The sequence below is a fragment of the Mucilaginibacter terrae genome (genome assembly GCF_031951985.1).
GTDB lineage: Bacteria > Bacteroidota > Bacteroidia > Sphingobacteriales > Sphingobacteriaceae > Mucilaginibacter > Mucilaginibacter terrae_A.
On the sequence record NZ_JAVLVU010000001.1, the window covers coordinates 5,229,416 to 5,242,825 of the forward strand.

Consider the following 13,410-nt stretch of genomic DNA (forward strand, 5'->3'; position numbering starts at 1 on the left):
ATGAAATCAATTACTGAAACATGAATATTTCAGTAAGCTTTAACTTATAAGATGTAGCACAGCAGGCATCAAAACTTTATAAATATAATAGCTCAATATCGTATTTGAATGAACCAAGTGACGCTCCAGCAAGGCGTTTCCAGGGAGTTAGCGGCATTTTCGCACATACTTGAGATAACACTTGTTAAAAACACTACAATCCAACTCAATTCCTTTTCAAAAAGGAGTATGGATTGTATTTGTATGTACTATATCACTGAAGGGAAATTTGACTGGGTCATAAATGGTAAAGCTTGCACAGTGTATCCGGGCGATATGGCCATTTTACTCCCCGGTCAGTGCATTGCAGGAGAAAACGACATACTTAATATTGGCAGCTATTATGTAATAAAGCTGGCTGTATCCCCGGCCGGCAAAGCCCTGTTGGGTAAATGGAGTTTACTTACTCAAAAAGAAAAGTCTTCTGTTGATCGTATACTTTGCCACAACAGAAATTACTCTGCCGTTAACCTGCGCGAAGCGCATGCAATAATACAATCGCTGATTGCCGAACTAAAAAATGAAGAAGTAGGTGCAATTACCATGGTAAACTATATGCTCGATCAGTTGATCGTTCTTACATGCAGGCAACTCATTCGTCAAAGCAATTTACGGCGCGATTTCCCGCAAACCTTTCTTAACCTTGAACAGATGTTGAGGAAAGACCTATCTCATCAATGGACAGTAGAGGAAATGGCCGTATTAACAGGTATGGGTACAACCGCATTTACCGAAAAGGTGAAATCTTTTTCGGGATTTTCACCCTTAAATTACCTTATCAATATAAGAATATCAGAAGCTATTAAAATGCTGAAACGCGGCGATGCAAATGCTACCGAAATTGCTTATGCTACAGGCTTTTACTCATCACAACATTTTTCAACTACCTTCAAAAAACTAACCGGTTATACGCCGAGCGAGTTTCGGAAGAATAACCAAGCAGAATAAACCTCAAATTATGAACTGTATCATTACCATTGAATTGGGTACCAATGCGGTACGGGTATTTGCCTTCGATTTAAAAGGCGAGGTTATAGGTTTTAAAAAAGGAACCTATCCCACGTTTCATGAACACCCTGATCATAGTGAGCAGGACCCTGAGCAAATGTTTATTACAATGCTTTATGTGTTAAAAAAACTTCTTAACGAGGTAGTTTATGCGGCCAAATTAGAGGTGAGTTGCATCTGCTTTAGTTCTTCGATGCACAGTTTACTGGCTGTAGATAAGGATGGTATCCCGTTAGGCAATGCCATTACGTGGGCCGATAACCGCGGCAAAAAAGAGGCCGGTACACTAAAAGGTACAGCTTTAGGTAACGCGCTTTACGAAGCAACAGGAACACCTATACACCCGATGTCGCCCCTGGTTAAAATTGCCTGGCTGCGAAATAACGACCCCGAGCGGTTTAAAATAACCCATAAGTTTTTGTCGATTAAAAGCTATATCATACAGCAACTTACCGGCACCTGTATCATAGATCATAGTATTGCATCGGCTACGGGTTTGATGAATATTCACAGCATGGAATGGGATAGATCGGCCCTTGATTTTGCAGGTATAAGCGCACAACGGCTACCCGATCTGGTGCCTGTTTTCTTTTCAGATATTAAACTCAAGCGCGAATATCAAAATTCTTTGAGGCTGTCTTCGGCAGTTAAAATACTTATTGGCTCGAGCGACGGTTGCCTGGCCACGCTTGGTGCGGGCGTTTGGGATGCCGGACGGGCTACCATAACGATCGAAGACAGTGGGGCGTTTCGTGTTATTGGTAAAGAGGTGATCAATGACCCCATGCAGCAACTGTTCAACTATCGTCTAACCAATGAGCTTGTGGTATCAGGCGGGCCAACTAACAATGGTGGGGTTATTTTTGAATGGTTTGCAAACCAGCTTGGCGAGCAGGGGAGTAGCTACGATATAGATCAGGCATTTAATATGCTGATCAGGGAGGCCTCGACCGTGCCGGCCGGTTCAGATGGACTTTTGTTTTTGCCTTACCTTTTAGGGGAGCGGGCACCTATATGGAATGCCAATGCACGGGGCTGCTATTTTGGTTTGCATATACGCCATGAGCGTCAACACATGATCAGGGCAACTATTGAAGGTATATTGTTCGAAATGTTTAGCATAGGCAAAACAATGGAAGCACATCGTAAAATAGAAAGTCTCTCTATTAACGGCAGTTTTGCTTCCATTCCGTTCTGTACACAAATGATCGCAGATATGTTTAACAGGCCGGTAAACACGTTGAGCCATGGCGATAGCATAGGTGTTGGCGCATTCTTGCTGAGCGCTACAGATTTGGGCATATTCTCTGATCTTGAAACGGCATCCAAGCAGGTACGTATGCATCAAACCTTTTTGCCTGATGCCAAGGCTCATGATATTTACCAGCAGTATTTCAGGATATTTGAAAATTTGATCAAGAAGCTTGGAGATGAATTTGATGATCTGGCTTCGCTATCTGTATAACGCCATGGATCTTTTAAAAGCCGACTTTAATACCCTAAAACCCAATGATGCGTTCGCCCGGTGCCGATATTCCCAGGGAGATATATCACTTAGGTTCAATTCAAGGGAAAAAGGACCTGTTTTATTTTGATTGGTGGAAATTTTAATAAAAGATTTAAAAAAAGTAATATCATTTATTTTATTGAGAGGGATACAATTGAGTTTGTATCCCTTTTGCATTACAGTAACTTGTTAAGGTTTGTGTGCGCTTGTAATTATTTGATTGTTAATATTTTATGTGTATTTTTTATTAAACGGGTTAACCTAACTTACACAAGGTACAATTAAATACCAACTGAAAAGTAGCTGTTATTCTGATAAATGAATGCTGTAGGCGATCATCTTTTTCTGTACAAAAATCAACGCTGGTTATTATTGGAAGTTTTTACGTTTTCTGCTCTGCTTATTTGTACTAATCAATTATAGCCCACTTGGCTAATCATTTCATGGCATTTTAAACAACGTACAAAAAGTACGCTTAACCGCATATGCATATATACCGATCAAACGACCAGGTTATCGTAAAGCATGATAACATTTTTTACACTTCAGAAAGCTGGACATGGGATGTATTCATCAACAGGCCGGCCTTACATGCAAGTATACTGAATGAACTTCCTCATGCACATCAGGATAAGCAACTGGAGCAACTAATTCAGCAGGCCGGAGCGCCTGTACACTCGCAAGAGGTTTGGGCTTCTGGTGTAACTTATCTGCGCAGCAGGGAAGCGCGCATTAATGAATCAAAAGATGCTGGCGGTGGCGATTTTTATGCAAAAGTATATAATGCCGAACGACCTGAACTTTTCTTTAAATCGGCACCTTACCGGGTTGCGGGCTGTTATCAGCCCGTGCGCATCAGGAAAGATTCGCAATGGAACGTGCCCGAACCTGAACTAACCCTGTTTATTTGCAGCCAGGGCACAATTGAAGGTTATACCATTGGTAACGATATGTCATCAAGAGATATTGAAGGCGAAAATCCTCTTTACCTTCCACAAGCTAAATCTTATGACGGTGCAGCCGCATTAGGTCCTTGTTTGTATGTGCCCGAAAGTTCCATTTCCCCGGATGCTCTTATTCAGTTAGAAATTATACGTAGCCGCGAAATGATATTCAGGGACGAGATAAGCATTAACCGCATGAAACGCTCTCATACCGAACTGGCAGGTTATCTGACCAGGGAAATGTCTTTTCCGCACGGTGTATATTTAATGACCGGTACAGGGATCGTTCCTCCCGACAGCTTTACCTTAAAAACAGGTGATGTGATCAAAATTACCATTGAGCACATAGGCACACTCATTAATACAGTTACTAAATGATAGCTATCAATATAGAAGGCAAACAACTTATAGCCGGTCGCGCAGTTGCTACCGGTAATCACGGCGATGCCGGTGCCGATAGAATATTAGGGAAGCCTTTACCTTTTAAATATTATCAGGCTACCAAAGGCGAGATCGACGAGGCGGTTATTGCTGCTAAACAGTCTTTTCCAGCATTTCGAAGCAAATCAGGAAAAGAACGAGCCGATTTACTTGACGAAATTGCTACTGAAATCACAGCGATTGGCGATGATCTTATTTTACTGGCCAACCTGGAAACTGCCTTGCCCGAGCAACGGCTTATGGGCGAACGCCAGCGCACATTGGATCAAATTAAGGCTTTTGCCGGTTTGCTTAGAGAGGGAAGCTGGGTTAACGCCACCATAGAGCATGGCGACCCCGACAGAACACCATTACCCAAACCGGATCTAAGATCGATGCAAACCGCTTTAGGCCCGGTTGCAGTGTTTGGTGCCAGCAATTTTCCGTTCGCTTTTTCGGTGGCCGGTGGAGATACCATATCGGCTTTGGCAGCTGGATGTCCGGTGGTATTCAAGGCTCATCCAGCTCATCCCGGAACCTGTGAACTGGTGGGCAAGGCCATTGTTGAAGCAGTAAAAAAGTGCAACATGCCCGATGGTGTTTTTTCAATGTTGCACGGCGACGGTCCAACCGTAGGTGCTGAATTGGTTGTTCATCCCGGTATTAAAGCAGTGGCCTTTACGGGGTCGTACAAAGCAGGCCGCGCTATTTATAACGCGGCAGCAGCAAGGCCCGAACCAATACCCGTTTATGCAGAAATGGGAAGTACCAACCCTGTATTTGTGTTGCCGGAGGCCATGAAACTAAAGGGCGAATCCATAGCCAGGGGCTTTGCGGCAGCTTTAACATTAGGTGTCGGACAGTTTTGTACAAACCCTGGTTTATTGGTGTACCACAGCGACTGGGCCGGATGGCCGTTCAAAGAAAAGCTTGCCGAAGCCATTTCTTCATCACAAGGAGGCACCATGCTTACCGAACAAATTGCCGGGTCTTATCAGGCAGGCATTGTTTCAAGAGGTGATACACCCGGGTTGGAAACATTAGCCAAAGGATTACCAGCCACCAATTCAGCTTATCAAACACCAGTTCTGTTTCATGCAGACGCAAATCTGCTTATGCAGACGCCACATTTAGAAGAAGAATTATTTGGCCCGTCGGCAATAGCGGTTGCGGCCAAATCAAGAGAAGAATTATTGAGCCTGGCAGAAAACCTGTCTGGGCATTTAACCGCCACTGTGCATGGTACAGATGAAGACCTTGCGGCTTACAAAGATCTTTTAGATGTGTTGGTAAGGAAAGTTGGCCGACTGATCATCAATGGTTTTCCAACCGGGGTTGAGGTGAGCCATGCTATGGTGCATGGCGGGCCATTTCCTGCTACAACCGATGCACGCAGCACATCTGTAGGTACCGCTGCCATTTTTAGGTTTACACGTCCTGTATGTTTTCAGGGAATGCCACAAGCCTTACTGCCCGATGAGCTGAAAGACAATAATCCAATGGGAATATGGCAAACAGTTAACGGAAAGCTCACACGATCAATTATCTAACTATAACATAAAATACAAAATATATGGCACCATACAGGAGTTCAGAGTGGTTTGGCAAGACAGGAAAAATGGGTTTTCTTTACAGGAGCTGGATGAAAAATCAGGGCACGCCTGATCATATGTTCGATGGCAGGCCGGTAATAGGCATTTGCAACACATGGTCGGAGTTAACACCCTGTAACGGGCATTTCAGAGACCTTGCCGAATCAGTAAAACGAGGAGTACTGGAAGCTGGTGGTTTCCCGGTAGAATTTCCCATCATGTCTCTTGGCGAAACTTTACTAAAGCCCACTGCAATGCTGTTTCGCAATTTGGCCAGCATGGATACCGAGGAGTCGATACGTGGAAACCCTATTGATGGGGTAGTGCTGTTAACAGGATGCGATAAAACAACGCCATCCACCATGATGGGTGCAGCAAGTGTTGATCTGCCCACCATTGTGGTTCCGGGAGGGCCAATGCTTAACGGTAAGTACAAGGGTACTGATATTGGCTCGGGAACTGCAGTTTGGAAACTAACCGACGACCTCAAAACTAACAAGATCAGCTACAACGAATACCTGGCAGCCGAAGGATGCATGTCGCGCAGTGCCGGGCATTGCATGACCATGGGAACAGCCTCAACTATGGCCTGTATGGTAGAGTCACTCGGTATGTGCTTACCAGGCTCAGCAGCCACGCCGGCAGTAGATTCCCGTAAAAAGATAATGGCTCATATGTCGGGCAGACGAATAGTGGAAATGGTGAAGGAAGACCTGAAAATATCTAAAGTCCTTACCCGTGCGGCATTTGAAAATGCAATTAAAGTAAATGCAGCAATAGGCGGATCATCCAACTTTGTAATTCATTTGACAGCTATAGCAGGCCGAATAGGAGTGGAACTTAATTTGGACGATTTTGATAAATTAGGGAGTAAGATACCGCTGTTACTAAACCTCATGCCTTCGGGTAAATACTTGATGGAAGATTTTTACTATGCTGGAGGCTTACCGGTAATTATTGATCAGCTGAGAAAAGAACTCAACATGGAAAACATTACCGTAACCGGGAAAGGACATGGCGAAAACATAGCTGAGCTTAACACCTGCTATAATACAGAGGTAATTGCGCCTTTAAACGAACCACTGATACCAGAAGCCGGCATTGCCGTGCTTAAGGGTAATTTGGCCGTAAACGGTGCTGTAATTAAACCATCAGCAGCATCGCCCGAATTAATGGTGCACACGGGCAGAGCCGTTGTATTTGAAACCATAGAAGATTATCATGCCCGGGTAGATGATCCTGAACTGGATATTGATGAAACGTGCGTAATGGTACTGCAAAATGTAGGACCGGTAGGTTACCCCGGAATGCCCGAAGTGGGTAACATGATATTACCTCAAAAGCTGTTAGAAAAAGGAATTACCGACATGGTAAGGATTTCGGATGGCCGAATGAGCGGTACCGCTTACGGTACAGTTGTTTTGCACGTATCGCCCGAAGCGGCCATTGGTGGGGCGCTTGCGCTGGTAAAAAACGGCGACATGATTACTCTTGATGTACCTGCACGCAAGATCCATTTAGAGGTATCTGACGAAGAACTGGCACTTCGCAGGGCCCAATGGGTTCAGCCTGCATATCATACCGACAGGGGATACGTGTCCATGTACCAAAGGCATGTACAACAGGCCGATAAAGGTGCCGATCTGGATTTCCTGGTAGGTGGTTCCGGCTCTTCTGTTCAACGTGATTCGCATTGATCTTAGCTTTTCTTAAATGATATTACTTTCCCTGCTTTTTTGTATCCTGATGCTGGTGGTGCTTATCACCTGGGTTAAGGCGAATGCCTTTCTCAGCTTTGTGTGCGTAGCCATTGTTGCCGGGTTGTTGCTGGGTGTTCCTGCCGGTAATATTATGCAGTCGGTAAACAAAGGCATAGGCGATAGTCTGGGTTCGGTTGTGGCGGTCATCATTTTTGGCGCAATGTTGGGGAAAATTGTTGCCGAAAGTGGGGCAGCGCATCAAATAAGCGGCTTTATGCGCAAAATATTTGGTAGCAAGTATATTCATTACGGCATGGCGCTTACCGGTCTCATCATCGGTATACCCCTTTACTACAACGTAGGGTTCATTTTAGCCATACCAGTTATATTTTCGGTAGCCTATCAATATAAATTGCCATCGGTTTTTGTAGGGTTGCCTATGCTTACGGCGCTTTCGGTTATGCATGGTTTCGTTCCGCCGCACCCGTCGCCAATGACACTGATCGGCATATTTCATGCCGACCTTAATAAGACGTTTTTATACGGTCTTATTATCTCCATTCCTACTATTATTATTGCCGGGCCTGTGTTTGCCGGCAGGTTTCGGCACTTTGTACAAGCCAACAACATATCATTACTGTCAACACCCCAAGCTTCTTACGAGCAATTACCCGGAGTACTAAACAGTATAATTTCGTCACTACTTCCTGTAATTCTTATTGCATTTGCAAACCTGGTACCTATGCTGGTACCCGGCAACGGCGTACTGGTTTTGATGGTGCGCTTTTTTGGAGACCCGGTAGTGGCTATGTTAATAACCCTGGTATTTACTACCATTAGCTTAGGTATTTTACAGGGAAAGCGTGTTGTTGAGGTGATGAATTGCTATACAAGTGCAATTAAAGATATATCAATGATCCTCTTGATCATCGGTAGCGCAGGTGCGCTTAAGCAAATCTTTATCGATAGCCGGCTTAGCCTGGAGTTGGGCGAAATGCTGGCCGGCTATGCTTTTAATCCTTTGATACTGGCCTGGGTTACAACTGCCCTGCTAAGAGTTTGTTTAGGGTCGGCAACTGTTGCCGGCTTAACGGCTGCCGGTATTTTATATCCCTTAGCAGCGCATCAGGGCGTAAACCCTAATCTGCTGGTACTTTCAATAGGTGCAGGCAGTTTATTTGGCTCGCACGTAAACGACTCAGCTTTTTGGCTTTACAAGGAATATTTTCATTTAACATTGAAAGAAACCTTCAAGTCCTGGACGGCTATGGAAAGCATGGTTGCCGTTTTAGGATTGTGCGGTGTATTGCTACTGGACTTTATTACCTAATAATCGCTCACAAAATTTAAACTATAAAATATGGAAAGAAACTTAATGTGACCACATAAAATGAATCGCAGTGCCGGAGGTGGCTGCAATCCAAACGGTCAGAAACCATGACCCATGCAAGATCTTAAGAACCAATTAAAACCATAATGATGAAGAAAAATTATACTAATTACGCTTTAGTGCAGGTTTCTCTCACCTGCATTATTGTAACTTGTTGCCTTACGGCGGCCGAGGCCAGCCGGGGCACCTTAAATGGCAATAAGCCTTGGGACGCTCCCAATTTATCGCTTATTACTGCAGATGTAACCGTAACCGGGCATGTTACCGATGATAAGGGAGAACCGTTGGTGGGGGTATCTGTAACCGAACAAGGCACTACCCGCGGCACTGTTACCGATGTTAATGGGGCGTACACTATTAAAGCGGCCGATAATGCTGTTTTGGTATTTAATTACGTAGGGTTTGAGAGCAAGACTGTTACTATAGCTGGCAAAACGGTCATCAACGTAACATTAGCAGCTAAAAACAATGCCCTTACCGAAGTGTTAGTGACAGCCTTAGGTATTAAACGTGAAGCCAAAAAGTTAGGCTATGCCGCTGAGAGCGTTAAGGTTGCAGAAATTACCACCAATCGGACTACTAATTTTGCCAATGCTTTAGAGGGTAAAGTAGCCGGATTAGATATTACACCGCCAGCCAGCGGTCCGGGTGGAAGTACGAAAATTCGTTTGCGCGGACAGTCATCATTTTCGGCTAATAACTCTCCGTTAATCGTAGTGAACGGCTTGCCCATGTCGCAAAGCGCTGGCAGTACCGATGGTTATACCCAAATAAACGACCTTGGTGATAATTTGCAACAAATTAATCCTGATGATATTGAGTCGATGACCGTATTGAAAGGGGCAACGGCAGCGGCACTTTATGGATCACGTGCTGCTAATGGTGCCATAATTATAACTACTAAAACCGGTAATAAGAATGTTGGCATAGGTGTGGAGTTTACCTCAAACTTTACGCAGGACCAGGCATTGGATTACACCGACTTTCAGTATGAATATGGCCAGGGAGAAAATAACGTGCGCCCCAAAACGCAGGGGGAAGCACAAAGTTCGGGTGGCTGGAGTTTTGGTGAAAAATTTGATAACGTTCCAACATTTCAATTTGATGGCGTAAAACGACCATACGCACCTGAACGAAATAGGGTTAGCAAATTCTTCAGACGTGGAAACACATTTACCAACACGCTGGCATTATCTGGCGGTAGCGAGAAAGGTAGTTTTCGCTTTGCTTATTCTAACCAGGACGCACAGGGCATTATACCTAATAATGATTATCATAAAAAGATATTTAACCTGGGTTTAAATTACAATTTCACGCCTAAGTTTTTGGCGCAGGTTTACATTAATTACGCCCATGAAAATGATAATAATAAGCCGGTTATAGGTATTCAGGGGGGCTCTATCCCAACTTATATCTACCGCTTTGCCAACTCGGTAAGTTTAGATGTACTTAGAAACGGAGCTGTTGATGCAAATGGAAATGAAACGCCAACCTCGCGCTTTAACACATTAACTAATCCCTATTATTTAATGGGAAGGCAGTTCAACAAGCAAACCAAAGATCACCTGCTTGGAACGATTACCTTACGCTACCAGTTTTTTGATTGGTTGTATGCACAAGGCCGGGTGAATATGGACTATTCGGTGGTGCCTTTTGAAAGAAACGATGCAACCGGAATGCTTGCACTTTCTCCTGCACCTGCTGGTCAGTTTAATGGTTTGTACACCGTAAATAACAATACTAACCGCCAAATGAATATGGATTTCCTTTTGGGCGGTGGAAAAAAGTTTGGTGATTTTTCTATGGATTTTACCTTTGGTGGCAATACGTTCCCTTCTTACAATCAGAACTTTACAGAGACAGCTACTAATTTTTACGTTCGGGGCCTGTACACCATTGGTAATGGAGTTACCACCACATCTACTTATGGTATCACCAAATCGAAAATAAATTCATTGTATGGTACGGCCGAGTTTGGTTACAAATCATACCTTTTCCTTAATGTAACAGGTAGAAATGACTGGTTTTCGGTTTTAAACCCTCAAAATAATAGTTACTTCTATCCATCAGTAAGTGGCAGTTTCTTATTCTCCGAGTTGTTGGGTGATAAAAGACCTAAATGGTTAAACTTTGGTAAGTTAAGGGGCTCTTACGCCTATGTGGGCAGTGATAATGGTATAGGTGCATACAGTAACACACTTACCTTTGGCCTTCAGCAAAATTTATTTAATGGCGTGCCACTTGGTCTTATAAATAACGCCGGTACACCAAATCCAAATCTAAAGCCTTACTCGCTTAAAGAAAAGGAAATAGGTATTGAGTTGCGTATGTTCAATAACAGGGTAAATCTTGATGTTGCCGCGTACGACAAAAAAACAACTAACCAGGCACTCAGTATTGCACTATCTAATGCCTCCGGGTATACCAGCACTATTTTAAATTTAGGTAGTTTACAAAACAGAGGTGTAGAGTTTAATTTGGAAGTTGTGCCTGTTAAAAAAAGAGACTTTACCTGGCGCTCGTCTTTCAATACGGCTATGAACCGGTCTAAAGTGCTTGAATTGGCTATAGGTCAAAAACAATTACAGGTTGGATCGGGTGAGTTTTTTGGTTCAATAGTACATCAGGTAGGATTACCATTAAATCAAATTCAAGGTCCTACCTATCGCCGCGATGCTAACGGAAACATCATTGTAGCAGGAGGTAAGCCGGTAGCCAGTGCATTACCGGTATTATTTGGTAGCGCCCTGCCCAAAGCCACCGGTGGTTGGGTAAATAACTTTACTTACAAACGCCTTAATTTACTGGTACATATTGATTATAAAGCTGGCGGTAAAATGCTGTCAAGCACCAACCTCAATGCCTTAAGGCAGGGGCTTTCCAAAGCATCGCTGCCCGGTCGTGAGGGTGGAGTGGTATTCCCTGGGGTAAATGCCGACGGTACGCCTAATACTACCGCTGTAAATGCCGAAGATTTTTATGCCAATTATCGTTCTCAAGGCATCCTCGATCCATTTATTTACAACAGCAGTTTTGTTAAGCTAAGAAACCTATCCTTAAGCTACGATCTTACCGGATTGGTAAGTAAAAAATATATTAAAGGACTCGTTTTATCTGCGGTGTGTCGTAACGTGCTTATCATTAAAAAATATGTTGATAATATAGATCCTGAAGCCATGTCTTCCAGTGGTGATAACTTAACAGGGTATGAGCAGGCCTCATTGCCTACTTACCGCACTTTTGGATTTAACCTGAATGTCAAATTTTAAAAAGACAATTATGAAGAAGCGATCATTACTAACCATACTTACTTCCACATTGTTGTTAGCGGCAAGCTGCGACAAAGGATTTGAAGAACTTAATGTTAATCCCAACAATCCAACCAGTTTAGATGCGGCATACTTGTTTACTAATGCCGAATACTCAAACTACAATTCACTTTTTGAGTTCGAACAAACTATTGTTCAACAGTTTATTAACCCGTTTGGAGGCGTAACATCTGCGTTTAACTTTAACGTGTTAAACCAGGGCTTTACCTCGGCCCGCTGGACCAATACCTACAATGGGTCAGTTAAGCTCATTACACAAGTTATTAGCCAGGTAAAAGATGTACCAGCCCGTTCAAACTTATACAATGAAGCCAGGATATGGAGGGCTTACCAGTTTATGACTTTGGTAGATACCTACGGCGATGTGCCTTACACCGAAGCAGGCCAAGCTTATCTGAACAATATTTACAACCCTAAGTATGATAAGCAACAAACCATTTATGCCGATATAGTTAAAGAACTCACTGAAGCTTCTGCCGCGCTCGACCCTGCTAAAGACATTGTAACCGCCGACCTGTTTTACTCAGGAAGAGTGGCACAATGGAAAAGGTTAGGTTACTCTCTTTTATTACGTGCAGGTATGCGTTATAGCAAGTTAGACCCCGCTAAAGCACAATCAATTGTGCAAGCTGCCTTTGCCGGTGGCGTAATGCAATCTAATGACGATAATTGTTTAATTAAGTACACGCAGCAATTTCCAAATGTGGTAAGCACAGGCGTATCGGTATTAACTAATACGTATTACCTGGCAGAGCCCTTTGTTAGCCAACTCAAAAATTCCAAAGATCCCCGGTTAAAATACTGGTCGGCCAAGTACAGCGATCCGGGCAAGGCACCAAGTTTGGTTGGAGATACAACAACTGTAAATCAATTTGGCTTACCCGTAGGTTATGATTCGGGCACCTTGCCTACTGCACCGGGTTTCCGTGGCGCAGTGGGTGCCGGGTTTAATTATTCTCAAGTAAATTATGCTGTTTTAGGTAAAGTTACCACACCGCAATTTTTTGTTACCTATGCGCAAACGCAATTTTTGCTGGCAGAGGCTGCTTTTAGAGGCTGGATCACAGGATCAGCTTCTACTTACTATAATAATGGCATAAAGGGAGCTATGGGGCAAATGGTGGCTTATGATGCCAGTGCTGTAATACCTGAAAATACACAAAATGTATACCTTAACAGTGCACCTATTGTTTACAATGATGCCAATGCCTTGAATTTGATTAATACACAGTACTGGATCAATTCTTTTAACAATGGGCCCGAAGCATGGGCTAATTTCCGGCGGTCCGGATTTCCGGCATTAGCACCTAATAAATATCCCGGAAAGCAAATTAAAGGCGATTTTGTAAGGCGATTTAATTATCCACTGGCAGAAGCATCTGTAAACCTGGAAAATTACAGAGCCGCGGTTGCAAGTATAGGTGGTTCAGACGATTTGGATACCCGGGTATTCTGGGATAAGTAATAAAGTAGTAATTATA

8 protein-coding genes are annotated in these 13,410 nt (G+C 43.5%); all 8 read left to right on the forward strand.

Annotated elements, in window-relative coordinates; translation table 11 throughout:
• The first annotated feature begins 315 nt into the window (after positions 1 to 315).
• The 8 genes from QE417_RS22470 to QE417_RS22505 all read left to right on the forward strand — a co-directional run bounded on the left by QE417_RS22470 (position 316) and on the right by QE417_RS22505 (position 13,394).
• Positions 316 to 987 (forward strand): helix-turn-helix domain-containing protein, encoded by a 672-nt coding sequence (locus QE417_RS22470; protein WP_311954024.1) that lies wholly within the window; start codon positions 316 to 318, stop codon positions 985 to 987.
• Positions 988 to 997: 10 nt separating this feature from the next.
• The gene (locus QE417_RS22475; RefSeq protein WP_311954026.1) at positions 998 to 2,512 is read left to right on the forward strand and encodes a gluconokinase; all 1,515 of its coding nucleotides are present in this window, start codon (positions 998 to 1,000) and stop codon (positions 2,510 to 2,512) included.
• A gap of 527 nt (positions 2,513 to 3,039) precedes the next feature.
• Positions 3,040 to 3,876 carry a fumarylacetoacetate hydrolase family protein gene (locus QE417_RS22480; RefSeq protein WP_311954027.1) on the forward strand — a complete coding sequence of 279 codons (837 nt, stop codon included), beginning with the start codon at positions 3,040 to 3,042 and terminating at the stop codon, positions 3,874 to 3,876.
• Positions 3,873 to 5,468, forward strand: a complete 1,596-nt coding sequence (locus tag QE417_RS22485) for an aldehyde dehydrogenase (NADP(+)) (RefSeq protein WP_311954030.1) — start codon at positions 3,873 to 3,875, stop codon at positions 5,466 to 5,468. The genes QE417_RS22480 and QE417_RS22485 overlap by 4 nt, the downstream gene beginning before the upstream one ends.
• 23 nt (positions 5,469 to 5,491) lie before the next feature.
• Complete coding sequence (locus tag QE417_RS22490; RefSeq protein ID WP_311954033.1) at positions 5,492 to 7,207, forward strand: IlvD/Edd family dehydratase; 1,716 nt, start codon at positions 5,492 to 5,494, stop codon at positions 7,205 to 7,207.
• A 16-nt stretch (positions 7,208 to 7,223) separates the two neighbouring features.
• Positions 7,224 to 8,540, forward strand: coding sequence for a gluconate:H+ symporter (locus tag QE417_RS22495; protein WP_311954036.1), 1,317 nt, complete (start codon positions 7,224 to 7,226; stop codon positions 8,538 to 8,540).
• A 146-nt stretch (positions 8,541 to 8,686) separates the two neighbouring features.
• Positions 8,687 to 11,869: a SusC/RagA family TonB-linked outer membrane protein gene (locus tag QE417_RS22500; protein ID WP_311954039.1), complete on the forward strand. Its 3,183-nt coding sequence runs from the start codon at positions 8,687 to 8,689 to the stop codon at positions 11,867 to 11,869.
• A gap of 10 nt (positions 11,870 to 11,879) precedes the next feature.
• Positions 11,880 to 13,394 (forward strand): SusD/RagB family nutrient-binding outer membrane lipoprotein, encoded by a 1,515-nt coding sequence (locus QE417_RS22505; RefSeq protein WP_311954043.1) that lies wholly within the window; start codon positions 11,880 to 11,882, stop codon positions 13,392 to 13,394.
• Positions 13,395 to 13,410: the final 16 nt, after the last annotated feature.

What these genes read in the sequence shown, in the direction of transcription:
- QE417_RS22470 (WP_311954024.1), top strand. Translation starts at nt 316, where the DNA reads ATGGCCATTTTACTCCCCGGTCAGTGCATTGCAGGAGAAAACGACATA.
- QE417_RS22475 (WP_311954026.1), top strand. Translation starts at nt 998, where the DNA reads ATGAACTGTATCATTACCATTGAATTGGGTACCAATGCGGTACGGGTA.
- QE417_RS22480 (WP_311954027.1), top strand. Translation starts at nt 3,040, where the DNA reads ATGCATATATACCGATCAAACGACCAGGTTATCGTAAAGCATGATAAC.
- QE417_RS22485 (WP_311954030.1), top strand. Translation starts at nt 3,873, where the DNA reads ATGATAGCTATCAATATAGAAGGCAAACAACTTATAGCCGGTCGCGCA.
- QE417_RS22490 (WP_311954033.1), top strand. Translation starts at nt 5,492, where the DNA reads ATGGCACCATACAGGAGTTCAGAGTGGTTTGGCAAGACAGGAAAAATG.
- QE417_RS22495 (WP_311954036.1), top strand. Translation starts at nt 7,224, where the DNA reads ATGATATTACTTTCCCTGCTTTTTTGTATCCTGATGCTGGTGGTGCTT.
- QE417_RS22500 (WP_311954039.1), top strand. Translation starts at nt 8,687, where the DNA reads ATGATGAAGAAAAATTATACTAATTACGCTTTAGTGCAGGTTTCTCTC.
- QE417_RS22505 (WP_311954043.1), top strand. Translation starts at nt 11,880, where the DNA reads ATGAAGAAGCGATCATTACTAACCATACTTACTTCCACATTGTTGTTA.